Here is a 25842-nt window from a genome sequence, read left to right as displayed (position 1 = left end):
CTGACCGAGGCGTACGCCGCGGAGCACTGCGCGGCGCACTCCCCCCCGCCGGGCGGCGCGAAGGGCCCGTACCTCCCGGAGGAGGTACGGGCCCTTCGCGCTGCCGTCGTCAGCCGAGCCGCGGATCGCGCGGGGGCTGTTGCGGCTGCTGTGGCTGCCAGGGCTGGCCGGGCTGCGGATAGGGCTGGCCGTACGGCTGCGGAGGCTGCTGGTACGGGGACGGGGCCTGCGGTTGGGGCTGGGGCTGGCCGTACGGCGGCTGGCCCTGTTGAGGCGGCTGCGGCGCCGGCTGCTGAGGTGCTCCCCAGTGGCCTTGCGGGGCCTGCTGGGCCGCGCGGATGAAGTCCTCGGCCACGAGGGCGGAGAGGTCGAAGTACGCCTCGCGGGTCTTGGGGCGCATCAGGTCGAGGTCGACTTCGGCGCCGGCCGCGAGGTGCTCGTCGAACGGGACCACGACGACGCCCCGGCAGCGGGTCTCGAAGTGCTGCACGATGTCTTCGATTTTGATCATCTTGCTTGTCTCGCGGACCCCCGAGATGACGGTGAGGGAGCGGGAGACCAGGTCGGCGTACCCGTGTGCGGAGAGCCAGTCGAGCGTGGTGCTCGCGCTGCTGGCGCCGTCGACCGACGGGGTCGAGATGATGATCAGCTGATCGGCGAGGTCGAGGACGCCGCGCATGGCCGAGTACAGCAGACCGGTGCCCGAGTCGGTGAGGATGATCGGGTATTGGCGGCCGAGCGTCTCGATGACGCGTCGGTAGTCCTCGTCGTTGAAGGTCGTGGAGACGGCGGGGTCCACGTCGTTGGCGATGATCTCCAGGCCGGAGGGGGCCTGGGAGGTGAACCGCCTGATGTCCATGTACGAGTTCAGGTACGGGATCGCCTGGACCAGGTCTCGGATCGTGGCACCGGTCTCCCGGCGGACGCGGCGGCCGAGGGTGCCGGCGTCGGGGTTCGCGTCGATGGCCAGGATCTTGTCCTGGCGCTCGGTGGCGAGGGTGGCGCCGAGCGCGGTGGTGGTCGTGGTCTTGCCGACACCGCCCTTGAGGCTGATGACGGCGATGCGGTAGCAGGACATGACCGGGGTGCGGATCAGTTCGAGCTTGCGCAGGCGCTCCGCTTCCGCAGCCTTGCCGCCGAAGCGGAAGCCGGAGCGCTGAGGCTTGGGCTTCTGCTTGCCGCGCAGCAGGCGGTCGGAGGACAGCTCGACGGCCGCGGTGTAGCCGAGGGGAGCTCCGCCGGCGGCCGGGCCGGGCTGGTACCGGGGGTCGTGCGGCTGCGGGCCCGGCTGAGGGCCGGCGGGCCACTGGGCACCGGTACGGGGGTCGTAGTGCGGCTGTGCATGCTGCGGGTGCGGCTGCTGTGGTGCGGGCGGCACCGGGGCGGGCTGTGCGGGCGGGAAGGCATAGTCCGCGCCCATGGGCGCCTGTGGCTGTGGCTGCGGGTGTGCCGGGACCGGCGGGAAGCCGTACCCGTCCTGCGGCGCGGCCGCAGGGGTGAACGCGGCCGGCAGCACAGGCAGTTCGCTAGCGGGTCCCTCGAAGGGGGGTTCCACGGACGGGTGGGCCGCGTCCGCGGGGCTGACGGGTTCCGGAGCCTGAGCCTGCGGCATCGCGAACGGGATGGCCGTCCCGTCGGGCGGGGTGTCGTGCCGCTGGGCAGCGGGCGATCCCTCGAAGGAGGTCTTCGCGAGCGGGCCGGGTGCATCGGACGGGGTGTCGGCCGGGCTGCCGAGGGGCGCGGGGGCGTCGGCGGGCGCCGGCGGCGCGGGTGCCAGGTCGGTCGGGGCCGGGGACGCCGGGGGTACGGGCGTGCCGTCGGCCGGCGTACCGATGGGGGCGGGTGCCCGGTCGGTCGGGGGTGTGAACGGTGCGGCCGGGTTCGTACCGTCGGCCTGGGCGCTGAAGGGTGCCGACGGCGTGGGGGCGTCGACCGGCGGGGGGAACGCCGCAGGCGCAGGCGCGGGTGCCGGTGCCGGCGCGGCGTCAGCGGGGCTGCTGAACGGCGCGGGCGCCGGTGGTGCGGGTGCCTCGGCCGGGGTCGGGAACGGCGCGGGCGCCGGCGGGGTAGGTGCCTCGGCCGGGGTCGCGAACGGCGCGGGCGCCGGTGGTGCGGGTGCCTCGGCAGGAGCGCCGAGGGGCGAGGGCGCCGACGGAGCACTGAAGGCTCCGGGTACGCCGGCACCGTCCGACGGGGTGCGCGGCGCCGGCGGGGTCATCTTCATCGTGGGAGGCGAGCCCACGTCCGACGGACGGTGGGGTTCGAATCCGCTTCCCTCGGGGAGGCCCGGAACCGGGGTGGCCGGGGTCGCGCCCTGCGTGTACCAGGCGGGTGGGGTGTAGTCGATGGTGAACTCGCCCGTCACCTCGGGCTCCGCGTCGGACTGATCGTCCGTCGGGACGTCCCACGTCCCGCCGCGCCTCTCGTTCCGATCGCCGCTCACTGGTCCTCCTGGTCTATCGAACACTGGTCCGGCGCCCACCTCGACGCCGCGCCCGCGCTCAGCCTAATCGCGCGCCGACACCGATGTCCGCCCCCGTTGGGCGACGCGCTCTGCCGGTACCCGTCCGGGCCCGCCGCGGGTCGTCGTCCTTGTCGTCCTGCCTACAGGGTTGCCCGCCCCCTGAGCAACCGTCATCGGTCCGGCCCGGTCGGGCGCTCCGGAGCGAGGCGTCAGTCGATGCGGCGGGACGGGCCCAGGAGGCCCACTTCCGCTTCCGTGCCCTGGGTCATCACGAACTGGCGGTCCCGCGGGGTGCACCACAGGGTGACCCCGTCGCCCAGGGTCGGCAGCGACTCCACGGCCGGTCGCGGCAGGTTCATCAGGCGACCGAGTTGTTCCGCCTCGTCCGGGGACACCCGCTGGACGCCCACCAGAGACGAGTTCTGCAGCAGCCTGGGCGCCGTCGGGCTCAGGTACGGCAGCAGGGTCAGCACCGACTGCCAGGGCCCCGCCACCACCCGCCCGCGCGGCGGGCGCATCCCGCAGTCGCGGACGACCAGCACCGGGCTGCCCGCCGACGCGCCCTGCGGCGGAACGCGACCGACCTCGTGCAGCGTCACGCACTGCTGGCCGCCGCCCGCAGCCTGGGCCAGCCCGGACCACGCCTGCCCGCGCCCGGTCTCCACCGCCACCCGCGCACCCGTGGCCGCTGCGCGCAGCGCCAGCACCTGCGCCGTCCACAGGCCGCCGATCAGCGTCACCTCGTACGGCGTCGGCCGGTTGATGCCGAGGACGGCGGGCCGCCCCTCGGCGTCCACGCCGATGACGACCCCGTCGTCCCCGACGGGCACCGACAGCGCGTCCAGGTCCACCGCCGCGACCATGTGCCGTTCCCGGCGCGGTCCGACCAACCCGAAGCCGCCCCTCATCGCGCCCCTCCCAGCGGCAGCGAAGCCAGCAGCCCCGGTACCTGTTCGCGGTCGAGCCGGACCAGCCCGGTGCGCACGCCGCGGGCCGTCCGTTCCAGTTCCCGGCGGGCGGCGACGAGTTCCTCGTCGCTGCGTCCCGTGACCCGTACGTGGCCGGTCAACGTGACGCCCTGACGCTCCGCCGGAGCCATCGTCAGGCTGAAGTTCGTCGCCAGCGCCGGCAGCGAGGTCAGCAGCGCCACGAACTGCGGCAGGGACGCCGTGCCGCCGCCGCCGAGTTGCGGCCAGCGACCTATCCAGTACGTGGTGTGCCGCCGGTCGTCGCAGCGCCAGATCCGCGCCGTCTCCTCCGTGCGCCGGCCGGTGCTCGCCGAACGTCCCGCCTGGGTGATCGCCATCGGGTTCGCGCACGAGGACGTGGCCAGAGCGGCCGTCAGTTCCTGCTCGGTGAGCACGGTGGACCGGAACCCGGCTCCGGTCAGTCGGCTCGCCAACTGGTCGGCAGCCCGCACCACGCAGCGCTGCGCGCCCGCGAGTCCGCCGCCGCGCGCGGTGACCGCCTCGGGGCAGAGTTCCGGGTCGAGCTTGAGGGCGATCCAGGTCAGGCGTACCGCCGGGGTGCCCGTCGTGGCCTGGAGCGGCGCGTAGTTGCGGGTGGCCATCGACTGGGCCGGCAGGTGCGGGGCCGGCGCGGGCTGGGTGTGCTGCACCAATTGCGCGGACTCCAGCCGGATGCCGTCCACTTCGAGGATGTCCCGTACGAGGGCCAGCGGCAGCGGCCGGGCGCCGCGGTCGGGGCGCAGCGCGGTCGCGTCCGTGTCCACCTGGACGACGACGGTCAGGAAGGTCCCGTCACCGACCATTCCGACCGGCCGCCGGTCGCGATCGCTGAAGGTGAGGGTCCGCAGCGCGGGATCGGCCTCGACGAGCGGGGCCAGCCCCGGCTCGGTGCCCGGGGGCACCGGCCACGACGCGGCCCGGCGCCGCCGGGCGCGCAGTGCGAGGGCGCCGCCGATCCACTCGGGCAGGGAGCGCTGGTGGCGGCGCACGACCGCGAGCACCACCAGGACGAGGGCCAGCACACCGGCGGGAACCAGCAGCAGCGGTTCCACGACCCAGGCCACCAGCAGGGCGGCCGCGGCGATCTGGAGCAGTACGAGCTGTTGCAGTCGAAACGGACCGAAGCGGCCCGGGCTCGACTTCGGATACGGCGTCACCCCGCCGCGTACGGTTGTCGGTACGCCCGTCTGCGGCTGCGTCGCGGTGGCCGTCACGTGCCCACCTCCCCTTTCTCCCCCAGCTACCGCTGGGAGGTGCCCCCAGGGTCGTACCCCGTGAGTGCCGGAGCCGGGCGATGCCCGCCGCATGACCCCGGAATCTCTCCCATCCACCCCAACAAGCCCTGATGACCCCGGTCGCGGAAGGCAGTGAGCGGCAGCCTCACCCTACCCGGACCGTGTGCACCCTCGGTCAAGAGGCATAGTAGGTCCCCGGTCCGACAATCGAGGCCCGGGGACCGTACTCACCGACCGGGGCCGTGCGGGGAGAAGCAGACGGTCATGGCATCACGACGTGATGAACTCAACGCGTACACCTTTGCGAAGCGGCGCACGGTGGCCGCGTTCCTCCAGCCTTCCGCCACGGGTTCCGAGGAAGGGGCACCGCGTCCGCTGCGGGCCGTCCTGCCCGGGCTGGTGGCGGGTGCGTTGGTGCTCGCCGCGTTCGGTGCATGGGGGATGTTCAAGCCCCAGGCCCCCAAGGGCTGGGACGAAGCCGGCACCAAGGTCATCGTCGGCACGCAGTCGACGACCCGGTACGTCGTGCTGACGACCAAGGTGAACGGCAAGGACCAGACACGGCTGCACCCGGTCCTCAACCTCGCCTCCGCCCGACTCCTCCTGGATCCACAGAAGTTCAAGGTCATCCAGATCGATGACAAGGTGCTCGACGCGGGCAAGCCGCCGCGCGGTCCCATCATCGGCATTCCCTACGCCCCCGACCGGCTGCCCGCACCGCAGGACGCCGGCAAGGCCAAGCGCTGGGCCGTGTGCCAGGCACCGGGCGGCAACGGCAAGACCGTACAGACCGCCACCTTCGTCCTGGCCGACCGCGAGGCGGGGCTCATGGACGACGCCCGCAAGGTCACCGACACGCAGATGCTGTACGTGCAGAGCACCGGCGCGGCCAAGGAGCGCTACCTGATCGACGGCACGGGGAGGAAGTACAAGTTCCCCGAAGGCGGCGCGGACGCAGGGAAGATGACCAACGCGTTGGTCGGCAGCACCGGCGCCACCCCGCAGCAGGTCACCGAGCAGTGGCTGGCCACCCTCAACTCCGGCGACGACCTGGCCTTTCCGCAGCTGCCCGTCGCGGCCGGCACGAAGGCCGACGTCCAGGGCCTGACCACCGGTGACAACAAGGTCGGCATGGTGCTCAAGGCGCAGACCGGTTCCGGTGCGCAGCACTACGTCGTCCTGCCCGGCAAGGTCGCCCCGATCTCCGACTTCGTGGCATGGCTGCTGATCTCGGCGCCCGCGACGGACGGTCTCAACATGCACGGGAAGCCCCGCGAGGTCGACCTCCAGTCGCTCAATCCGGACGCCACGGCGTTCAAGGGCGAGGCCAAGTGGCCGCAGAAGAAGTCCGACCGCATCAACCAGGTCGCCCCCGCGGACGCCGCCCAGGGCGCCGCCGCACCGGGCGCCACCGGCCAGGGCGCCGGCGCCCGCGACACCATCTGCAACGTCCTGCGCTCGGTCGACGGCCAGGGCAACCAGACCCTGAGCACCTGGGCCGGCACCGGATTCCCCGTGGACATCACCGCCAGCGGTACGAGCGCGTACGTCACCCCCGGCTCGGGACTCCTCTACACCCAGATCCAGGGCAAGCAGACCACGGCGGGAGGTGCCCTCTTCCTGGTCACCGACACCGGCCTGCGCTACGCCGTACAGGCCAACGGGGACAGCGACGCCGAGAAGTCGAAGATCGGTGCGCCCGACCAGCAGAACACCCAGGGGGCCACGGACGGCCGCCCCGAGGCCAGCCAGGCGCAGATCCGCCTCGGCTACGGGGCCGTCGTACCGGCCATGGTGCCCATCGCGTGGTCGGAGTTCCTCTCCAAGGGGCCACGCCTGGACACCAACTCCGCCCGCCAGCCGCAGGGTTCGTGAGGAAACCGCCGATGCCCATGCCCTCGTACACGCGAAGCACGCTGCTCACCGCGACCCTCACCGTCGCCGCCCTGGCCGGCCCGACCGGCGTGGGCGTCGCCGCGGCGGGCACGCCGGCTCCCGAGCCCCTCCGGGCGCCGATGCTGAGCCTCGCGGGCGCCGGCGAGTGCACCTTCCCCATGAAGAAGCAGATCGCCGACCGCCCCTGGGCCCTGCAACGGCTGCTGCTCGACGCGCTCTGGGCGCAGACCAAGGGCAAGGACAAGGACGGCAAGAGCGTCCGCGTCGCAGTCATCGACACCGGTGTGGACCGGGCGAACCCGCAGCTCAGCGCTGCCATCGACGTGGGCGCGGGCAAGGACTTCGTCGACCCCAAGGGCGGCGACGGTACCAACGACACGGTCGGCCACGGCACGAAGGTGGCCGGGCTGATCGCGGCCCGCCCGCAGGACGGCACCGGCTTCGTCGGCCTGGCCCCGGACTCCACGATCATCCCGATCCGGCAGAACGACGGACAGGGCAAGGGCAACGCCCTGTCCCTGGGACAGGCGATCGACCATGCCGTCTCCAAGGGGGCCCAGGTCATCAACATCTCCCAGGACACCGACGTCCCGCTGACCGCGGATTCCGAACTCGGCAAGGCCGTGCAACGGGCCATCGACGCGAAGGTCGTGGTCGTGGCCTCGGCGGGCAACGACGGCATGAGCGGCCAGAAGCGCAAGACCTACCCGGCGGCCTTCCCGGGGGTCCTCGCCGTGGCCTCCTCGGACCGCAACAACGAGCGGGCCGCGTTCTCGCAGCCCGGTGACTTCATCGGGGTCGCCGCGCCCGGCGTCGACATGGTCTCCACCGTCCCAGGCTTCGGCCAGTGCATCGACAACGGCACCAGCTTCTCGGCGCCGTACGTCGCCGGAGTCGCCGCCCTGCTGCGCGCCAAACACCCGGACTGGTCCCCGCAGGAGGTCGTCTGGCAGATCCAGGGCACCGCCGAGCGCTCGGTCAACGGACGTGATGACTACGTCGGTTGGGGAGTGGTCGACCCGGTGCGCGCGCTGACCCAGGACCACGAACGCCCGAAGGCCCCCGTTCCGGATCCCGGCCCGCCCCCGGCGGCGGCCCCCGAGGCGGCGGCGCTGCGGCTCGCCGAGACAACACAGGAGCGCGAAGAGCGGCTCGGCACGTACGCTCTCGGCATCGGAGCCGTGCTGATCGCCGTCATCGCGGGCACGGCGACGGTCGTCCGGGACGCCCGCAAGCGCCGAGGTCGTTTGCAGTGAACCGTCACAGTTCATCAACGGAAGCGGCCCACCGGTGTTGGGACCGTCCGATGAACTGGCTAGAGTGACACCAGGCTTCACGACTGTGATCGGGGGATCGCGTGAGGCGGAGGGGGAATTCCAGGGCGCGTGGCTCGTATCCGCGCCGGGAACGTCCGCTCCGCTGCGCAATCCGCCGGTTCTGCCGGCGAATTGAGAAGTGAGGAGCTTCGGATGAGCAATTTCGGACTCGCAGACGATCCGATCGTCCAGGCGAAGAACAAGATCGAGACGACGGCCCGTGCCGTCACCACCCAGTCCCGCGAACTGGCGGACATCCTCGCCACGGTGAGCGCCGGCTGGACCGGTGTGGGTGCCTCGGGCTTCGTCTCCGCCCAGACGGTCGTCAATGAGGACCACGACGAGATCCGACGTCTCCTCGGGGTGCTGCACAACGCGGTCGCGCAGACCAAGAACCTCAGCAACGCGCAGGACGACGACGTGCGCGCAGCGTTCAAGACGGTGCAGGCCTCCGCGGGCCAGGGCGGCTCCGGCTCCGGCCTCAACAGCATCTGACCTGCCTTTACGTCGTTCCCCACTCAGCTCAGCGCGAAGGAGAAGAACATGGCTGGTACCGACGGCCACACCAAGGTCCGGTATGAGAGCGTCCAGGAGATGGCGAACCGCATCCGGGTCGTCTCGAAGAAGATCATGACGGACCTGGAGGAGATGGACCAGGCCCTGAAGGTCGTCACCGACACCTGGGACGGTGAGGCGCACCAGGCGTACGTCACCCTTCAGGGGAAGTACAAGGGCAAGGCCGACCACATGCACAAGCAGCTGGAGCAGGTTGCCAAGCTGATCGAGCAGGGCAAGGGCGACTACCGCGCCACCGACGTGAAGGCCTCGCGCCTGTTCACCGAGGCCTACTGAGCCGGGTCGACCGCAACCCCATGCGGAGACGGGGCGCGCCCGCACCGGGCGCGCCCCGTCGTCATGCCCGGCGGTACCGGCCTCAGCGGGGTCCGCGGTCGAGGTCGAACTCCCCGTCCCTGGCCCCGAGTACGAACGCCTCCCACTCGGCCGCCGTGTAACGCAGCACCGTGTCCCGGTCGAGCGAGGAGCGCATGGCCACGGCGCCCTCGGGCAGCCGGGCGATCTCGACCCGCTCCTCGTCCGGGCTGGTCCCGGGCGGGCCCTCCCACTCGACGCCGCTGATGTCGAGCGCGTACAGCTCGTCCTTCTCCTGCTGGGTGCCCATGTGCGGCCTTTCCCTCGGCGGTGCGGTACTACCGCGGTCTTCCCCACCGATTATCGGTGCCGGCGCCCCCGGTGGGAGAGCGTTTCCCCGACTCACCCGGTCACCTCGTAGCGGAAGCTTGACGCCGGCTTCATAGACCTTCCAGCTGCCGATGCGGCGTGGCCGTGCCGGCAAGGCCTTCGGGGCCCGGGCGATGGCTCGCCCGGGCCCCGAAGCCTCACATGCCCGGCAGTCGTCCCAGCTGCACGAGCGACGTTCCGCGCTTGCGCGTGGAGTAGTACGCCCGGCCCGGCGGCATCGGACGCGGCCGGACGTTGCCGATCAGGTCGCCCTCGGACGGGTCGCCCGACAGCACCACGCCCTGCGCGCCGAGCTCCTTGATGCGCTGCATGAACGGCTCGTACAGCGAACGCGAGGCACCCGCCGAGTTGCGCGCGATGATGAAGCGGACGCCCGTGTCCCGGGCGAACGGCAGGAACTCCACCAGCGGGGCCAGCGGATTGCCCTGGCTGGTGGCGACCAGGTCGTAGTCGTCGATGACGATGAAGACGTCCGGGCCGGTCCACCAACTGCGGTCGCGCAGCTGCTGCGGGGTGACGTCCGTCGGCGGCTGCCGGCGCGAGAACACGCCCCCGAGCGCCTCCATGTGCGTCTGCAGGGAGCTCGCCATCGGCGCGTACTCCAGCAGGTGCTCCTCCGGCAGGGCGCCCAGCAGGCTGCGCCGGTAGTCACCGACGACGAGGCGGGCCTGGTCCGGGGTGTACCGCTCCGCGATCTGCTGGCAGATCAGGCGCAGCAGGTTCGTCTTGCCGGACTCGCTCTCGCCGAAGACGAGGAAGAACGGGTCGCTCTCGAAGTCGACGAACACCGGCTCCAGGTCCGTCTCGTCGATACCGATGGCCAGCCCGCGGCCGGGGTGTTCCCCGCCCTTGGGCAGCTGGTCGGCGTGCAGCAGCCGCGGCAGCAGCCGTACGCCGGGAGCCGCGGCGCCCGCCCAGTTCTGCTTCACCGCCGACACGAAGGCGGCCGTGGCCTCCGACAGGTCGTCCGGGTTGTGGGAGCCGTCGACCCGCGGGAGCGCGCCGAGGAAGTGCAGCTTCTCCGCCACCTGGCCGCGTCCCGGCATCCCGGTCGGGACGTTGGCCGCTACCTTGCGGTCGAACTCGGAGTCCATGACGTCGCCGAGCCGCAGCTCCAGCCTGTTCAGCATCTGGTCCTTGAGCGCGGCCCGCACCTCCATGTACCGCGCCGCCGTGATCACCACGTGGATGCCGTAGCCGAGACCGCGCGAGGCGATGTCCGTGACCACCGGCTCCAGGCCCTCGTACTCCGTCCGGAACCCGCCCCAGCCGTCGATGACGAGGAACACGTCGCCCCAGGCCTCGCCGGGCAGGTCGCCCGCCGCGCGCCGCCGCCGGTACGTGCCGATGGAGTCGATGTTGTGCGAGCGGAAGAACTCCTCGCGGCGGTTGAGGATGCCCCCCACCTCCGCGACCGTGCGCCGCACCCGCTCCGGGTCCAGGCGCGAGGCGATCCCGCCCACGTGCGGCAGTTCGGCCACCGCCGACAGGCTGCCGCCGCCGAAGTCCAGCCCGTAGAACTGCACCTCGCGCGGGGTGTGCGTCAGTGCGAACGAGGAGATCAGCGTCCGCATCAGCGTCGACTTGCCCGACTGCGGGCCGCCGACCACCATCATGTGACCCGCCGCGCCCGAGAAGTCCCGGTAGAGCACCTCGCGGCGCTGCTCGAAGGGCTTGTCGATGAGGCCGAGAGGTACGACGAGCCCGCCGGGCCGCGTGTACCCCTCCGCGTGCAGGCCGCGCTCCGTGGAAGGCGCGAGCGCCGGAAGCAACTGGTCCAGCGGCGGGGCCTGGTCGAGCGGCGGCAGCCAGACCTGGTGCGCCGGCACCCCCTGACCCTCCAGCCGGGCCACGATCACGTCGAGCACCGTGTCCGCGAGCGCGTCGTCCTCCCGCTCCGACTGCACGGCCAGGTAGGCCGGGTCCGGCGCCGCGTACACGACCGGCACCGGCGTGGCCGTGAACAGCACGGGACGCCGTTCGACCGGGAACAGGCCCACCGACAGGTCCGGCCCGCCCGAGCGGTAGGTGCCCGAGACGTACGCAGCTTTGAACCGCGTCATCTCGTCCGTACCGAACTTCAGGTAGCCCGAACCCGGCACCGACGGCAGGTGGTACGCATCCGGCACGCCGATCGCGGTGCGCGACTCCGCCGCCGAGAAGGTCCGCAGACCGATCCGGTACGAGAGGTACGTGTCCAGCCCGCGCAGCTTGCCCTCCTCCAGGCGCTGCGAGGCCAGCAACAGGTGCACGCCCAGCGAACGGCCGATGCGGCCGATCTGGATGAACATGTCGATGAAGTCGGGCTTCGCGGTCAGCAGCTCGCTGAACTCGTCGATGACCAGCACCAGCGAGGCCAGCGGCTCCAGCGGGGCACCCGCCGCGCGCGCCTTCTCGTAGTCGTGGATGTTCGCGTAGTTGCCCGCCGAGCGGAGCAGCTCCTGCCGGCGCTGGAGCTCACCGCGGATCGAGTCGCCCATGCGGTCCACGAGCGTCAGGTCGTCCGCCAGGTTGGTGATGACGGCCGCGACGTGCGGCATCTGACCCATGCCGGTGAAGGTCGCACCGCCCTTGAAGTCGGCGAGCACGAAGTTCAGCGTCTCCGAGGTGTGCGTGACCGCCAGGCCCAGCACCAGCGTGCGCAGCAGCTCCGACTTGCCGGAACCGGTCGCACCCACGCACAGGCCGTGCGGCCCCATGCCCTCCTGCGCCGCCTCCTTGAGGTCGAGCATGACCGGGGCGCCGTCCTCGCCGACACCGATCGGCACGCGCAGCCGCTCACCGGCCGACCGAGGCCGCCAGGTGCGGGCCACGTCGATCGAGGCAGCGTCGCCCAGGTTCAGCAGGTCCGTGAAGTCCAGGTTCGCCAACAGCGGTTCGTCGTCGTCGCCACCACCGGTGCGCAGCGGCGCCAGCTGGCGTGCGAGGGCCTCCGCCGCCGGCAGCGACAGCGCGTCCGGCACCCCCTCGTACGCGACGCCCGCGCCCGACTCCAGTCGCAGTCGGCCCGGGCGCACCACGACCGACAGCCCGCCGCGCGGCTCGTCCAACTCGCCCGCGACCACCTCGACGATGGTCACGCCCTGCAGTCCTTCGGCCGCCGCGAACGCCGAGTCCGGCGGCACCAGGCCCCCGCGGCCGTTGGCGTCCAGTACGACGACCAGGTGCGGCTGGTCCAGCACCGGGGACACGTCGCGGCTGAACCGCGGTCGCCCGTCGAGCCGGGGCGCAAGCAGCCCCTCCAGCTCGGAAAGGTCATCGCTGAACAGCCGCTTCGTACCGGCCCCGTCGACCTGCCCCGGGACCTGCGTGTGCGGCAGCCACTTCGTCCAGTCCCATGCGGGCACCGCTCCCGGCGCGGCCACCACGGCCACCACCAGGTCCTCGGGGGAGTGCAGCGTCGCCAGCTGTGCCACCAGCGCCCGCGCCGTTCCGCGCGCCGCCTCCGGCTCCCCGGACACCGTCACGTGGTAGAACGCCCGCAGCGACACCGCCACCGGGAGCCCGTCCAGCGAGGAGTGCACCTTCAAGAAGCGCTGCATCGCGCCCGCGGTCAGCGGCTCCAACTCGTCCACCGGAGCCGTGTCCGGCGCCACCAGCGGGGTCGCGAGGCGCTGCGCGCCCAGTCCGAGCCGGGCCTGCCCGAAGTCTTCGTCGCCGACGCGCCGTTCCCACAGCCGCGAACCCTCGGCCACCACGGACCACAACTGCTCGGGCGCCGGGTGCAGGTACAACTGCGCGTCGCGCTGCGCCCGCGCGGTCCTGCGGACCTGACGTCGGGTCTGCGCCAGGTACTTCAAGTAGTCCCGGCGCACATCGGCCATTTGCCCCTGCGTACCACGTCGATGGCGCACCAACTGGGCCACGACCATGCCCACCGTCGACACCAGCATCAGCACACCCATGATGCGCATGAACGGCGCCGCACCCGGCATGAAGAAGAAGACGACCGACGAGCCCATGCCGAGCATCGGCAGGAGCTGCATCAGCATGCCCTCCTGCTGCCCGCGGGGAAGCTCCGGTGGAGCCTCCAGCCTCAGCTCGTCCGAAGGGACTTCGGGCGGCAGGGACCGCGGCGGGCGTTTGACGACGATCTGGCTCACCGGAGCATCAATCCCTCGAAAACGGACGGGACGTCGCAACCGGCGCCCCCAAGTCCCGGGCGTGAAGGGGGTCTCCTTCACGCGACGGTGATCCTACTTGCCGACAGTCACGCATACTCCCGGTAGGGTGGCCCGCGCAGTATGCGCATCCGCGAATCCGAGGCGACAGCCAGCACGTCCGCTGCGCCAACCAGGGGGGTCACACAGGTGAGTACGGCCGCAGCGACGGGCTTCTGCAGGGTCACCGTCGTGGCTCCCGACAGCCGCATCGACGTCGCCCTCCCCGAGGACATCGCCGTCGCCGACGTCTATCCGGAACTGCTGCGCCTCACCGGCCAGACCCAGCCCGTCGGCGCCCCCACCGGCTTCCACCTGGTCCGCCGCGACGGGACCGTCCTCGACGGCGCCCGCACCCTCGCCGCGCAACAGGTCCTCGACGGCGAGGTGCTGAGCCTGCGCCCGTTCGCCGATTCGCTGCCGCCCGCGGTCTTCGACGACGTCTCCGATGCCGTCGCCTCCGCCGTCGTCCGCGACCGGCACCGTTGGAGCGACGACATGCTCCGCGGCGCGGGCCTGGCCGGGGCCGCCCTGCTGTTCGTCCTGCTCGGCTTCGTCCTCTGGTACGCCGACCCGGTCCGCCACGACATGCACGGCCTGCCCGGGATCATCGCCGGCGCGGCAGGCGTGCTCCTCGCCGCCGGCGCGGGAGTGCGTGCCCGCGTCTACCGCGACCGCGGCTCCGCCGTCGCCCTCGGCCTCGGCGCGCTCCCGATGCTGCTGATCGCGGGCTCCGGCATCGTCGCCCCGGCCGCCGGTGAGGGGCCGGGCCGCCTCCAGTTCCTGCTCGGCTGCGTCTGCGCCCTGGTCGCCTCCGTCGCCCTGGTCGCGCTCACCCCCCACGGCGACGCCCCCTTCGTCGCGGCCACCTTCCTGGCCGCCACCGGAACCCTGGCCACCTTCGTCGCCATCGTCGCCGAGGCGTCCGCGACCGCGACCGCCGCCGTCTGCGCCCCCGTGGCCATCGGCCTCGTCGCGTTCCTGCCCGGTCTCTCCGCCCGCTTCGCCCGGCTGCCCATCGGGTACGCCGCCCCGCAGAGCGCCGTGGAGGACTACGAGACCCCGGACCGCTACGAGACCGAGCCGTACGGTGACCCCGCCGGCTCCGAGCAGCACGACCCGGGCGCCCCGCTCGACGCCGAGGCCATCGCCGCCCAGGCCCGCCGCGGCCACGAGATGCTGCTCGGCCTGGTCGGCGGCTGCGCCGCGGTCGTCGTCGGCTCCGCCACCGTCCTCGGCTTCTCCGACAACACCTGGGGCCGGCTGCTGGCCCTCGCGACCGGGCTGGCCATGCTGCTGCGTGCCCGGCTCTTCCGCTACACCTCCCAGGTCGTGTGCGCCCTGGTCGCCGGTCTCGCCGCCGTCGCCCTGCTGATCCTGGGCCTGTCCCTGCACCCGCCGGTCGACCTGGTCCGCGAGCTCCTCCTGTACCACGACCGCGGCGGCCTGGACCTCCGTACGATCTGGCTCTCGGCCGCGGTCGCCGCCGGCGCCGCCCTGCTCGTCGGAATTGCGCTGGTCATACCCCGCAAGGGTCTGTCACCCTTCTGGGGGCGACTGCTCGACCTCACCGAGGCGGCCGTGCTCCTCAGCCTGGTCCCGCTGGCCCTGGCCGTGCTCGACGTGTACGCCCGGGCCCGCTCGCTCACCAGCTGAGACGGGGCCGGGCGGCAGCCTGGTACGCTGTGTGACGGCCGTTTGTGTACGCGTCCCCCGGATTCCCCGACAAGGGGTCTGTGGACTGCGCTCAGCGGACCCCGCCTCCCGAGTTACGGAAGATCCCCAGCGAATTCGACCTGGGGCACTCGGTGGCCACGAAGACCTGAACGAGGAGTACGCGTGTCGCTCGACGCCGCTACGAAGAAGCAGATCATTGCCGAGTTTGGTGCCAAGGAGGGCGACACCGGCTCCCCCGAGGTCCAGGTTGCGATGCTCTCCAAGCGCATCTCGGACCTGACCGAGCACCTGAAGACCCACAAGCACGACCACCACTCCCGTCGTGGTCTGCTGATCCTGGTCGGCCAGCGTCGCCGCCTGCTGCAGTACCTGGCCAAGAAGGACATCCAGCGCTTCCGCGCGCTGGTCGAGCGCCTCGGCATCCGCCGCGGTGCGGCCGGCGTCAAGTAAAGACGCTGTGAAGGGAGCGGTTCCCACACTGAGGGGGCCGCTCCCTTTGCTGTACGTGCGGGACGTACCAGACGCTTTGTAGTCTGGACACACGCGCACAACTGAAGAGGAGGAGCGCCCTCCCTACGCCGCCGGTCCTCGGTAGTGGTACCCGGAAAGCCCCACGGGCACCGAACCGGGTACTTCGATCGAAGACCGGCCCGCACGCAAGGAGCGCTTCTCCGCAACCGTCCGCCGCCACACGGGCTACGGACGGAGACGACGAAAATGGAGAAAACGCTAGTGGAGAACGAGACCCACTACGCCGAGGCCGTCATTGACAACGGTTCCTTCGGCACCCGCACCATCCGCTTCGAGACGGGCCGTCTGGCCCGCCAGGCCGCCGGCTCCGCCGTTGCCTACCTGGACGACGACACGATGGTGCTTTCCGCCACCACCGCGTCGAAGAAGCCCAAGGACCAGCTCGACTTCTTCCCCCTGACGGTGGACGTCGAGGAGCGGCAGTACGCGGCCGGCAAGATCCCCGGCTCCTTCTTCCGCCGCGAGGGTCGCCCCTCCGAGGACGCGATCCTCACCTGCCGCCTGATCGACCGCCCGCTGCGCCCGTCCTTCAAGAAGGGCCTGCGCAACGAGATCCAGGTCGTCGCCACCGTCATGGCGCTCAACCCGGACCACCTGTACGACGTCATCGCGATCAACGCCGCGTCCGCGTCCACCCAGCTGGCCGGCCTGCCCTTCTCCGGCCCGATCGGCGGCGTCCGCGTCGCGCTGATCCGCGGCCAGTGGGTGGCCTTCCCGACGCACACCGAGCTCGAGGACGCCGTCTTCGACATGGTCGTCGCGGGCCGCGTCCTGGAGGACGGCGACGTCGCGATCATGATGGTCGAGGCCGAGGCCACCGAGAAGACCATCGCCCTGGTCAAGGGCGGCGCCGAGGCGCCGACCGAGGAGATCGTGGCCGCCGGCCTCGATGCCTCGAAGCCCTTCATCAAGGCCCTCTGCAAGGCCCAGGCGGACCTGGCGGCCAAGGCCGCCAAGCCCGAGGGCGAGTTCCCGGTCTTCCTGGACTACCAGGACGACGTGTACGAGGCCCTCGCGGCCGCCGTCAAGGGCGAGCTCTCCCAGGCGCTGACCATCGCGGGCAAGCAGGACCGCGAGGCCGAGCTGGACCGCGTCAAGGAGATCGCCGCCGAGAAGCTCCTCCCGGCCTTCGAGGGCCGCGAGAAGGAGATCTCGGCCGCCTACCGCAGCCTGACCAAGGCCCTGGTGCGCGAGCGCGTCATCAAGGACAAGGTCCGCATCGACGGCCGCGGGATCACGGACATCCGTACCCTCGCCGCCGAGGTCGAGGCCATCCCGCGCGTGCACGGCTCGGCGCTGTTCGAGCGTGGCGAGACCCAGATCCTGGGCGTCACCACCCTCAACATGCTCCGCATGGAGCAGCAGCTGGACACCCTTTCCCCGGTGACCCGCAAGCGCTACATGCACAACTACAACTTCCCGCCGTACTCCGTCGGTGAGACCGGCCGCGTGGGCTCGCCCAAGCGCCGCGAGATCGGCCACGGCGCGCTCGCCGAGCGCGCGATCGTGCCGGTCCTCCCGACCCGCGAGGAGTTCCCGTACGCGATCCGCCAGGTGTCCGAGGCCCTCGGCTCCAACGGTTCGACGTCCATGGGCTCGGTCTGCGCCTCCACCATGTCGCTGCTGAACGCCGGTGTGCCCCTCAAGGCCCCCGTCGCCGGTATCGCCATGGGCCTGATCTCCCAGGAGATCGACGGCAAGACGCACTACGTCGCCCTCACCGACATCCTCGGTGCGGAGGACGCCTTCGGCGACATGGACTTCAAGGTCGCCGGCACCAAGGAGTTCGTGACCGCCCTCCAGCTCGACACCAAGCTGGACGGCATCCCGGCCTCCGTCCTGGCCGCGGCCCTCAAGCAGGCCCGCGACGCCCGCCTCCACATCCTCGACGTGATGATGGAAGCGATCGACACGCCGGACGAGATGTCCCCGAACGCCCCGCGGATCATCACCGTCAAGATCCCGGTGGACAAGATCGGTGAGGTCATCGGCCCCAAGGGCAAGATGATCAACCAGATCCAGGAGGACACCGGCGCCGAGATCACGATCGAGGACGACGGCACCATCTACATCGGTGCCTCCGACGGCCCGGCCGCCGAGGCCGCCCGCGCCACGATCAACGGCATCGCCAACCCGACCATGCCGGAGGTCGGCGAGCGCTACCTGGGTACGGTCGTCAAGACCACCACCTTCGGTGCCTTCGTCTCCCTGCTCCCGGGCAAGGACGGCCTGCTGCACATCTCGCAGATCCGCAAGCTCGCCGGTGGCAAGCGCGTGGAGAACGTCGAGGACGTGCTCGCGGTCGGCACCAAGGTCCAGGTCGAGATCGCCGAGATCGACCAGCGCGGCAAGCTGTCCCTGATCCCCGTGATCGACGGCGAGGCCGCCGGTGACGACGCTGACAAGGACGACTCCGACAAGTGACGTCGCGTAGTTCCCGTGTGACGGCCCGCCCCTCTTCGGAGGGGCGGGCCGTCGCCCGTACCCAAACCCTCCTCAAGGGGCAGAACGGCATCGGCACCGTCCGGCGCACGGTCCTCCCCGGCGGACTGCGCATCGTCACCGAGACGCTGCCCTCGGTCCGCTCCGCCACCTTCGGCATCTGGGCGCACGTGGGCTCCCGCGACGAGACGCCCACGCTCAACGGTGCCACGCACTACCTGGAGCACCTCCTCTTCAAGGGCACCGGCAAGCGCAGTGCCCTCGACATCTCCTCCGCGATCGATGCGGTCGGCGGCGAGATGAACGCCTTCACGGCGAAGGAGTACACCTGCTACTACGCGCGGGTGCTCGACACCGACCTGCCGCTGGCGATCGACGTCGTCTGCGACATGCTCACCGGTTCGCTGATCCGCGAGGAGGACGTCGACGCCGAGCGCGGCGTCATCCTCGAAGAGATCGCGATGACCGAGGACGATCCGGGCGACTGCGTGCACGACCTGTTCGCGCACACGATGTTCGGCGACACCCCGCTGGGCCGCCCCGTCCTCGGCACCGTCGACACGATCAACGCCCTCGGAGCCGAACGGATCCGCCGCTTCTACAAGAAGCACTACGACCCCACCCACCTCGTGGTGGCCGCGGCCGGCAACGTCGACCACAACAAGGTCGTGCGCCAGGTCCGCGCGGCCTTCGAGAAGGCCGGCGCCCTCGGGCGCACCGACGCCGAGCCGATCGGCCCGCGCACCGGCACCAAGCGCATCCGCACCTCCGGCCGCGTCGACCTGGTGAACCGCAAGACCGAGCAGGCCCACGTGGTCCTCGGCATGCCCGGCCTGGCCCGCACCGACGAGCGCCGCTGGGCGCTCGGCGTGCTGAACACCGCCCTCGGCGGCGGCATGTCCTCCCGCCTCTTCCAGGAGGTCCGGGAGAAGCGCGGCCTGGCCTACAGCGTGTACTCGTACACCTCGGGCTTCGCCGACTCGGGTCTCTTCGGCGTGTACGCGGGCTGTCGCCCGAACCAGGTCCACGACGTACTCCGGATCTGCCGCGGCGAGCTCGACAAGGTCGTCTCCGAGGGCCTCACCGACGAGGAGATCAAGCGGGCCATCGGCCAGCTGTCCGGCTCCACCGTCCTCGGCCTGGAGGACACCGGCGCGATCATGAACCGCATCGGCAAGAGCGAGCTGTGCTGGGGCGACCAGATGTCGGTCGACGACATGCTGGCCCGGATCGCATCGGTGACCCCGGACGACGTCCGCTCGGTGGCGCAGGATGTACTGGCGCAGAGGCCGTCCCTCGCGGTGATCGGCCCGCTGAAGGAGAAGCAGGCCGCCCGCCTCGACGAAGCGGTGGTCTGAGGCACGCACGGCAGGTCCGCCGGTCGCACGCCCCACCGGGGCGGGCGCCCGGCGCCCGGCCGCACGAACGGCGGCCCGGCCGCCACGACGAGTGGAAGCGAAGGAAGCACGCATGAGCAGCAAGCTGCGGGTCGCGGTTCTCGGCGCCCAGGGGCGCATCGGAGCCGAAGCCGTCCGAGCCGTCGAGGCCGCCGAGGACATGGAACTGGTCGCAGCCCTCACCCGCGGGGACAAGCTGGAGACGCTGACCGAGGCCGGCGCCCAGGTCGCCGTCGAGCTGACCACCCCCGCCTCCGTCATGGACAACCTCGACTTCTGCCTCCGCCACGGCATCCACGCCGTCGTGGGCACCACCGGCTGGACCGAGGAGCGCCTCGCGCAGCTGGACACCTGGCTCGCCCGGTCCCCGCAGACCGGCGTGCTCATCGCCCCGAACTTCTCCATCGGCGCCGTCCTCACCATGAAGTTCGCGGCGCAGGCAGCCCGCTACTTCGAGTCCGTCGAGGTCGTGGAACTGCACCACCCGAACAAGGTCGACGCCCCCTCCGGCACGGCGACCCGTACGGCGCAGCTCATTGCGGCAGCCCGGGCCGAGGCCGGCTGCGCCCCGCAGCCCGACGCCACCGCGACCGCCCTGGACGGAGCGCGCGGCGCGAACGTCGACGGCGTTCCGGTGCACGCGATCCGTCTGCGCGGCCTGCTGGCCCACCAGGAGGTGCTGCTCGGCGGGGAGGGCGAAACCCTCACCATCCGTCACGACTCGCTGCACCACAGCAGCTTCATGCCGGGCATCCTGCTCGGCGTGCGCCGCGTCACGGCGACCCCGGGCCTCACCTTCGGCCTGGAAAACTTCCTCGACCTCGGCTGATGAGCAGGCAGTAGTACCCATGCGCGCGAAGATCACTTACTTCCTCACGGCCGCGGTCCTGGTCGTCTACTTCGTCCTGGTCGGCAGCCGGGGGGTGATGCTGATCCAGCAGGGCACCTGGCTGACCGTGACCTTCGGGGTGGCCGTGCTGGTCCTGCCGGTCATCGGCGTCTGGTTCCTCTGGAAGAACACGCAGTTCGTGACGAAGGCGAACCGGCTCGCGGCCGAGCTGGAGGCCGAGGGCGCACTGCCCGTGGACGAGCTGGAGCGGGACCAGTACGGCCGGATCCTGCGGGACTCCGCCGACGAGGTGTTCGCGCGCCGCAAGGCCGAGACGGAGGACGCGCCGGGGGACTGGCGCAGCTGGTTCCGCCTCGCCGTCGCCTACCACGACGCCCGTGACACCCCCCGCGCCCGCAAGGCCATGCAGCGGGCCATCGCGCTGCACGACGGAAGGCCCGTACGAGCCTGATCCCGGCCCGTACGGGCTACCCGTGCTCCGCCCGTCCGCTTCAGGCGGGCAGGGGCACGGCCCGGTACTCGTCGGCCCAGGCCTCGACCGTGTCAGTCGCCCGGTCGAATGCCTCGGTCCGCGACAGGAAATCGGCGTTGTGGTCGGTCAGCAGAACGGGAAGCTCCGCGCCGGCGGCTCCGGCCACCGTCAGCGCCTGGCCCTGAACGGTCCGCGGGAGCCCCAGCCAGCGCACCGGCTGCTGCACCGTACGGAGTTCGGTGATCTCGCTCCAGGCGATCGAGCGGGTCGTGAAGAAACCCACCCGGCGAAGCCCCGTACGGCTCACCCAGACGCCCACCATGAGCATCCGCAGCGCCGAGCCGATCACGGCGAGCGCGGCGGCCAGGCAGACGGCGGCCCCGCCCCACGCACCCGCGAACGCGATGATCATCGTGGCGAGCAGCATGAACGCCGCGAGCAGGAGCAGCAGCGCGGCGCCGGCCACCCGCCAGGGGCCGGGCCGGTAGGGCCGACGCCAACGGTCGTGGTCGTCGTGGGGGAGTACCTCGTCGCCAGCGCTGTCTTCGTGCGCGTCGAACGCGCCGTCGGCCGTCAAGAAGGGCAGGGGCACGGCTGTACCTCACTCACATGCACGTTCGGTTGGGCTGTGCCCGAGAGGCTACCGCCCCTCGGAAGCCTCCGACTGCTGCGACGTGGCGGGCACCTGGTGGGGCTGGAGCGCGGGGATACCGAAGAGCAGGGAACCGACGAGCCCCGCCACGACGGTCAGCCCGACCAGACCACGGGCGGCGATCTGGGTCCTGCCCAGACGCTCGCGCGGCGGCGGAGTGACGTTACTGCGGAAACGGTCGGCCTCGGCGACGAAGGCGAACGGAACGGGCTCGCGCCGGCGGAACATGGGAGGAAGCTCCTCTCGATCGGGACAACGGCTGGCATGGATAAGGACGTGTGAGCCGCCCGATCCGTGCCCGATTCGGCACACTGGGCGAATTCCCCGACTGGGCGTCAGCCACGCGCAGGGCCGCACGGCTCCGGGCGCGTGCACGGTGGGCCGCGAGGGGCGCCGTAGAGTGGGCGCGCCCCATGTGAGTCGTTCGGAAGGACCCCCGGTGAGCGAGACCGCCGCTTCAGACCTGAAACCCAGCTTCCGCAGTGATGTGACGGTGGAGCTGGTGAAGCACTCCGCCGCCGACTCCGACGTGCTGTGGGCCGCCCGTGTCTCCACGGCCGGCGAGCAGTCCCTGGAGGAACTGCAGAAGGACCCGGAGCGCTCCAAGGGACTCATCAACTACCTGATGCGGGACCGCCACGGCAGCCCGTTCGAGCACAACTCGATGACCTTCTTCATCAGCGCTCCGATCTTCGTGTTCCGCGAGTTCATGCGGCACCGCGTCGGCTGGTCCTACAACGAGGAATCCGGCCGCTACAGGGAGCTGGAGCCGGTCTTCTACGTCCCGGACGCCGAGCGCAAGCTCGTCCAGGAGGGCCGTCCGGGCAAGTACGTCTTCGTCGAGGGCACCGCGGCGCAGCAGGAACTGACGGGGCGGGTCATGGAGGACTCGTACCGCCAGGCCTACGCGGCCTACCAGGAGATGCTGGCGGCGGGCGTGGCCCGCGAGGTTGCCCGTTCGGTCCTGCCGGTCGGACTTTTCTCCTCGATGTACGCCACCTGCAACGCGCGCTCGCTCATGCACTTCCTCGGCCTGCGTACGCAGCACGAGCTCGCGGCCGTCCCGTCCTTCCCGCAGCGGGAGATCGAGATGGTCGGCCAGAAGATGGAGCAGCACTGGGCCGGGCTGATGCCGCTGACGTACGCCGCCTACAACGCGAACGGCCGCGTCGCCCCGTAGCGGCCGGTGGCGCCCGCTGTTCTTCGGCGCCGCACGGTGCGGACGCTTCGGCGGTTGACGTACGGATGCGCGGAAGCAAGTCCGAAGTGTCCGTATTGCCACGTTTCGTAAAGTTCATCTAGGCTGATCAAACGGACCCCGGCACTGCTTGAACCCCCGAGCAGGCAGTGCCGGGCTCCCACACTTCTCCCCGCCCCGCCAGGAGCCACGGCCCCGTTGACGTCCCCCGAGGGGACACTGCGAGCATGGCAGCGAGTAGCGTGTTACCCATGGCTCCGATCTCGACTCCGCAGACCCCCTTCGGGCGGGTCCTCACCGCCATGATCACGCCGTTCACGGCGGATGGCGCACTCGACCTCGACGGCGCGCAGCAGCTCGCCGTCCACCTGGTGGACGCAGGCAACGACGGCCTGATCATCAACGGGACCACCGGTGAGTCCCCGACCACCACCGACGCGGAGAAAAACGACCTCGTACGAGCCGTCCTCGAAGCGGTCGGTGACCGTGCCCACGTCGTCGCCGGCATCGGCACCAACGACACCCGCCACACCCTTGAGCTCGCCCGCCAGGCCGAGCGCACTGGCGCCCACGGTCTGCTCGCGGTGACCCCGTACTACAGCAAGCCGCCGCAGGAAGGCCTCTACCGGCACTTCACGGCGATCGCCGACGCCACCGAGCTTCCGGTCATGCTCTATGACATCCCCGGCCGCAGCGGTGTCCCGATCACCACCGAAACCCTGGTGAGGCTCGCCGAGCACCCCCGTATCGTGGCCAACAAGGACGCCAAGGGCGACCTCGGCAGCGCGAGCTGGGCGATCGCACGGAGTGGCCTGGCCTGGTACTCGGGCGACGACATGCTGAACCTGCCGCTGCTGTCCGTCGGCGCCGTCGGCTTCGTCTCCGTGGTCGGCCATGTGGTCACCCCCGAGCTCCGCGCGATGCTCGAAGCCCACCTGGGCGGCGACGTCCAGAAGGCCGCCGAGATCCACCAGAAGCTGCTTCCCGTCTTCACCGGGATGTTCCGCACGCAGGGTGTGATCACCACCAAGGGAGCCCTGAACCTGCTGGGCCTGCCCGCGGGCCCGCTCCGGCTCCCGCTGGTCGAGCTGACCACCGAAGAGACGGCCCAACTCAAGATCGATCTTGCCGCCGGCGGGGTACAGCTCTGACAACCAGACTTCACAACTGAATACGCAAGACCATAAAAACGAATGCAAGTGCACGAATGACATGCGCGCCACGTGCCTTACGAGGCACGTGGCGTGTGTGGTGAGGAGAGACTTTTGAGCCATCCGCATCCTGAACTCGGTCCGCCCCCGAAGCTTCCCAAGGGCGGCCTCCGGGTCACCCCCCTGGGCGGTCTCGGCGAGATCGGCCGCAACATGACCGTCTTCGAGTTCGACGGCCGCCTGCTGATCGTCGACTGCGGCGTCCTCTTCCCTGAGGAGGAGCAGCCGGGCGTCGACCTGATCCTTCCGGACTTCTCGTCCATCCGGGACCGGCTCGACGACATCGAGGGCATCGTCCTCACGCACGGCCACGAGGACCACATCGGCGCCGTCCCCTACCTCCTGCGGGAGAAGCCGGACATCCCGCTGATCGGTTCCAAGCTGACGCTGGCCCTCATCGAGGCGAAGCTCCAGGAGCACCGGATCCGTCCCTACACCCTCGAGGTGAAGGAAGGCGACCGGGAGAACCTCGGACTCTTCGACTGCGAGTTCATCGCGGTCAACCACTCCATCCCGGACGCCCTCGCCGTCGCGATCCGCACCCCCGCGGGTCTCGTCGTCGCCACCGGCGACTTCAAGATGGACCAGCTCCCGCTGGACAACCGCCTCACCGACCTGCACGCCTTCGCGCGGCTGAGCGAGGAGGGCATCGACCTCCTCCTGTCGGACTCGACGAACGCCGAGGTCCCGGGCTTCGTCCCGCCGGAGCGGGACATCTCCAACGCCATCCGCGGCGTCTTCGCGGGGGCCCAGAAGCGGATCATCGTGGCGTCGTTCGCCAGCCACGTGCACCGCATCCAGCAGATCCTGGACGCCGCGCACGAGTACGGCCGCCGGGTCGCCTTCGTGGGCCGTTCGATGGTCCGCAACATGGGCATCGCCCGTGACCTGGGCTATCTGCGGGTCCCGGCCGGTCTGGTCGTCGACGTGAAGACCCTCGACGACCTGCCGGACGACGAGGTCGTGCTGGTCTGCACGGGTTCCCAGGGCGAGCCGATGGCCGCGCTGTCCCGCATGGCCAACCGCGATCACCAGATCCGGATCGTCCCCGGCGACACCGTGATCCTCGCGTCGTCGCTGATTCCGGGCAACGAGAACGCGGTCTACCGCGTGATCAACGGCCTGACCCGCTGGGGCGCCAACGTGGTCCACAAGGGCAACGCGAAGGTGCACGTCTCCGGACACGCCTCCGCCGGCGAGCTGCTGTACTTCTACAACATCTGCAGGCCGCGGAACCTCATGCCGGTCCACGGCGAATGGCGCCACCTGCGCGCCAACGCCGAGCTCGGCGCGATGACGGGTGTCCCGAAGGACCGCATCGTCATCGCCGAGGACGGCGTGGTCGTCGACCTGATTGACGGCAAGGCCCGCATCTCCGGCAAGGTCCAGGCCGGCTACGTGTACGTGGACGGCCTCTCGGTCGGCGACGTCACCGAGGTGCACCTCAAGGACCGCCGGATCCTCGGCGACGAGGGCATCATCTCGGTCTACGTGGTGGTCGACAGCACCACGGGCAAGATCGTCAGCGGGCCGACCATCCAGGCCCGCGGCTCCGGCATCGAGGACTCGGCCTTCGGCACGGTCATCCCGAAGATCGAGGAAGCCATCTCCCGCGCGGCTGCGGACGGCGTCGCCGAGCCGCACCAGATCCAGCAGCTCATCCGCCGGACCATGGGCAAGTGGGTCTCGGACGGCTACCGCCGTCGCCCGATGATCCTCCCGGTCGTGGTCGAGGTCTGAGCCTCGCCGTAGCGCCGTCACTGGAGCGGGGCAACCGGATTTGCATCCGGGGGCCCCGCTCCAGTACGTTTACGTCTCCACCTCGTACGACGTCCGAGCACACACGTGTGCCCGGACCGTTCTTGCGGGCGGGCGGGAATCGAGGCCAGGGAAACCTGATAAAGTCTGATCCGCCCGAAAGGGAAAGGCCCTCCAACGGCCGCCGAATTCATTTCCCAGCTCACTGCGACTTTCGGGAAGCGGGGCACGGAAAAGGTCTGGTAAGGTTGGAATCGCCAGAAAGGGAAACGCGAAAGCGAAGACCTGGAAAGCGAAACCCGCTTCGACCGGGAATCGGACACGAAAGAGTCTGATAGAGTCGGAAACGAAGAAC

General features: G+C 70.9%; 20 protein-coding genes. 13 read left to right on the top strand and 7 right to left on the bottom strand.

Going from position 1 to position 25842, the window contains the following annotated elements; translation table 11 throughout:
- Nucleotides 1–109: 109 nt before the first annotated feature.
- The 3 genes from ABZZ20_RS31920 to eccE form a co-directional block, all read right to left on the bottom strand.
- A complete protein-coding gene (locus ABZZ20_RS31920; protein WP_356875639.1) occupies nt 110–2443 on the bottom strand; it encodes an SCO5717 family growth-regulating ATPase in 2334 nt (777 codons plus the stop codon).
- A gap of 230 nt (nt 2444–2673) precedes the next feature.
- Nucleotides 2674–3372, bottom strand: coding sequence for a hypothetical protein (locus tag ABZZ20_RS31915; protein ID WP_356875637.1), 699 nt, complete (start codon nt 3370–3372; stop codon nt 2674–2676).
- Complete coding sequence (eccE, locus tag ABZZ20_RS31910; RefSeq protein WP_356875635.1) at nt 3369–4646, bottom strand: type VII secretion protein EccE; 1278 nt, start codon at nt 4644–4646, stop codon at nt 3369–3371. Before eccE ends, ABZZ20_RS31915 begins: the two co-directional genes overlap by 4 nt.
- Nucleotides 4647–4931: 285 nt before the next feature.
- Between eccE and eccB the strand changes: the two genes are divergently transcribed.
- From eccB to ABZZ20_RS31890, 4 genes are all read left to right on the top strand, one after another.
- Complete coding sequence (gene eccB / locus ABZZ20_RS31905; RefSeq protein ID WP_356875633.1) at nt 4932–6542, top strand: type VII secretion protein EccB; 1611 nt, start codon at nt 4932–4934, stop codon at nt 6540–6542.
- Between the two features lie 140 nt (nt 6543–6682).
- Nucleotides 6683–7819: a type VII secretion-associated serine protease mycosin gene (gene mycP, locus ABZZ20_RS31900; protein WP_356875697.1), complete on the top strand. Its 1137-nt coding sequence runs from the start codon at nt 6683–6685 to the stop codon at nt 7817–7819.
- A 213-nt stretch (nt 7820–8032) separates the two neighbouring features.
- Nucleotides 8033–8374, top strand: coding sequence for a hypothetical protein (locus ABZZ20_RS31895; protein WP_356875631.1), 342 nt, complete (start codon nt 8033–8035; stop codon nt 8372–8374).
- A 48-nt stretch (nt 8375–8422) separates the two neighbouring features.
- Complete coding sequence (locus ABZZ20_RS31890; protein WP_356875629.1) at nt 8423–8731, top strand: WXG100 family type VII secretion target; 309 nt, start codon at nt 8423–8425, stop codon at nt 8729–8731.
- Between the two features lie 82 nt (nt 8732–8813).
- On the opposite strand, the gene ABZZ20_RS31885 is transcribed toward ABZZ20_RS31890, so the two are convergent.
- Both ABZZ20_RS31885 and eccCa read right to left on the bottom strand, forming a co-directional pair.
- Nucleotides 8814–9059: a DUF397 domain-containing protein gene (locus tag ABZZ20_RS31885; RefSeq protein WP_030303613.1), complete on the bottom strand. Its 246-nt coding sequence runs from the start codon at nt 9057–9059 to the stop codon at nt 8814–8816.
- A 217-nt stretch (nt 9060–9276) separates the two neighbouring features.
- Nucleotides 9277–13242, bottom strand: coding sequence for a type VII secretion protein EccCa (eccCa, locus tag ABZZ20_RS31880; protein WP_356875627.1), 3966 nt, complete (start codon nt 13240–13242; stop codon nt 9277–9279).
- Nucleotides 13243–13449: 207 nt separating this feature from the next.
- Between eccCa and eccD the strand changes: the two genes are divergently transcribed.
- From eccD to ABZZ20_RS31850, 6 genes are all read left to right on the top strand, one after another.
- Complete coding sequence (eccD, locus tag ABZZ20_RS31875; protein ID WP_356875625.1) at nt 13450–14955, top strand: type VII secretion integral membrane protein EccD; 1506 nt, start codon at nt 13450–13452, stop codon at nt 14953–14955.
- Between the two features lie 183 nt (nt 14956–15138).
- Nucleotides 15139–15426: a 30S ribosomal protein S15 gene (gene rpsO, locus ABZZ20_RS31870; protein WP_030859744.1), complete on the top strand. Its 288-nt coding sequence runs from the start codon at nt 15139–15141 to the stop codon at nt 15424–15426.
- 282 nt (nt 15427–15708) lie between these two features.
- A complete protein-coding gene (locus tag ABZZ20_RS31865) occupies nt 15709–17931 on the top strand; it encodes a polyribonucleotide nucleotidyltransferase (protein ID WP_356875695.1) in 2223 nt (740 codons plus the stop codon).
- Complete coding sequence (locus ABZZ20_RS31860) at nt 17928–19307, top strand: pitrilysin family protein (protein WP_356875623.1); 1380 nt, start codon at nt 17928–17930, stop codon at nt 19305–19307. The genes ABZZ20_RS31865 and ABZZ20_RS31860 overlap by 4 nt, the downstream gene beginning before the upstream one ends.
- A 112-nt stretch (nt 19308–19419) precedes the next feature.
- Nucleotides 19420–20175 (top strand): 4-hydroxy-tetrahydrodipicolinate reductase, encoded by a 756-nt coding sequence (gene dapB / locus ABZZ20_RS31855; protein ID WP_356875622.1) that lies wholly within the window; start codon nt 19420–19422, stop codon nt 20173–20175.
- A 19-nt stretch (nt 20176–20194) separates the two neighbouring features.
- Nucleotides 20195–20647 carry a hypothetical protein gene (locus ABZZ20_RS31850; RefSeq protein ID WP_356875621.1) on the top strand — a complete coding sequence of 151 codons (453 nt, stop codon included), beginning with the start codon at nt 20195–20197 and terminating at the stop codon, nt 20645–20647.
- A gap of 40 nt (nt 20648–20687) precedes the next feature.
- Here the strand turns inward: ABZZ20_RS31850 and ABZZ20_RS31845 are convergent, their stop codons facing one another.
- Nucleotides 20688–21260, bottom strand: coding sequence for a hypothetical protein (locus ABZZ20_RS31845; protein WP_356875619.1), 573 nt, complete (start codon nt 21258–21260; stop codon nt 20688–20690).
- Nucleotides 21261–21308: 48 nt separating this feature from the next.
- Nucleotides 21309–21548, bottom strand: coding sequence for a hypothetical protein (locus tag ABZZ20_RS31840; RefSeq protein ID WP_356875617.1), 240 nt, complete (start codon nt 21546–21548; stop codon nt 21309–21311).
- 211 nt (nt 21549–21759) lie between these two features.
- Between ABZZ20_RS31840 and thyX the strand changes: the two genes are divergently transcribed.
- The 3 genes from thyX to ABZZ20_RS31825 all read left to right on the top strand — a co-directional run bounded on the left by thyX (nt 21760) and on the right by ABZZ20_RS31825 (nt 25469).
- Nucleotides 21760–22500: an FAD-dependent thymidylate synthase gene (thyX, locus tag ABZZ20_RS31835; protein WP_356875615.1), complete on the top strand. Its 741-nt coding sequence runs from the start codon at nt 21760–21762 to the stop codon at nt 22498–22500.
- A gap of 269 nt (nt 22501–22769) precedes the next feature.
- Nucleotides 22770–23669 (top strand): 4-hydroxy-tetrahydrodipicolinate synthase, encoded by a 900-nt coding sequence (gene dapA / locus ABZZ20_RS31830; protein WP_356875613.1) that lies wholly within the window; start codon nt 22770–22772, stop codon nt 23667–23669.
- Between the two features lie 114 nt (nt 23670–23783).
- Nucleotides 23784–25469: a ribonuclease J gene (locus ABZZ20_RS31825; RefSeq protein WP_356875611.1), complete on the top strand. Its 1686-nt coding sequence runs from the start codon at nt 23784–23786 to the stop codon at nt 25467–25469.
- Nucleotides 25470–25842: the final 373 nt, after the last annotated feature.

It is taken from the genome of Streptomyces sp. NPDC006430, from assembly GCF_040612395.1.
Lineage (GTDB): Bacteria > Actinomycetota > Actinomycetes > Streptomycetales > Streptomycetaceae > Streptomyces.
Note: the sequence above shows the minus strand (reverse complement) of the source record. Positions and strands in the feature narration are given on the sequence as shown.

Excerpts from the sequence above, each read along its gene's own strand:
- ABZZ20_RS31915 (WP_356875637.1), bottom strand. The coding sequence starts at position 3,372 with ATGAGGGGCGGCTTCGGGTTGGTCGGACCGCGCCGGGAACGGCACATG.
- eccB (WP_356875633.1), top strand. The coding sequence starts at position 4,932 with ATGGCATCACGACGTGATGAACTCAACGCGTACACCTTTGCGAAGCGG.
- mycP (WP_356875697.1), top strand. The coding sequence starts at position 6,683 with ATGCTGAGCCTCGCGGGCGCCGGCGAGTGCACCTTCCCCATGAAGAAG.
- ABZZ20_RS31895 (WP_356875631.1), top strand. The coding sequence starts at position 8,033 with ATGAGCAATTTCGGACTCGCAGACGATCCGATCGTCCAGGCGAAGAAC.
- ABZZ20_RS31890 (WP_356875629.1), top strand. The coding sequence starts at position 8,423 with ATGGCTGGTACCGACGGCCACACCAAGGTCCGGTATGAGAGCGTCCAG.
- ABZZ20_RS31885 (WP_030303613.1), bottom strand. The coding sequence starts at position 9,059 with ATGGGCACCCAGCAGGAGAAGGACGAGCTGTACGCGCTCGACATCAGC.
- dapB (WP_356875622.1), top strand. The coding sequence starts at position 19,420 with ATGAGCAGCAAGCTGCGGGTCGCGGTTCTCGGCGCCCAGGGGCGCATC.
- ABZZ20_RS31850 (WP_356875621.1), top strand. The coding sequence starts at position 20,195 with ATGCGCGCGAAGATCACTTACTTCCTCACGGCCGCGGTCCTGGTCGTC.
- ABZZ20_RS31840 (WP_356875617.1), bottom strand. The coding sequence starts at position 21,548 with ATGTTCCGCCGGCGCGAGCCCGTTCCGTTCGCCTTCGTCGCCGAGGCC.
- dapA (WP_356875613.1), top strand. The coding sequence starts at position 22,770 with ATGGCTCCGATCTCGACTCCGCAGACCCCCTTCGGGCGGGTCCTCACC.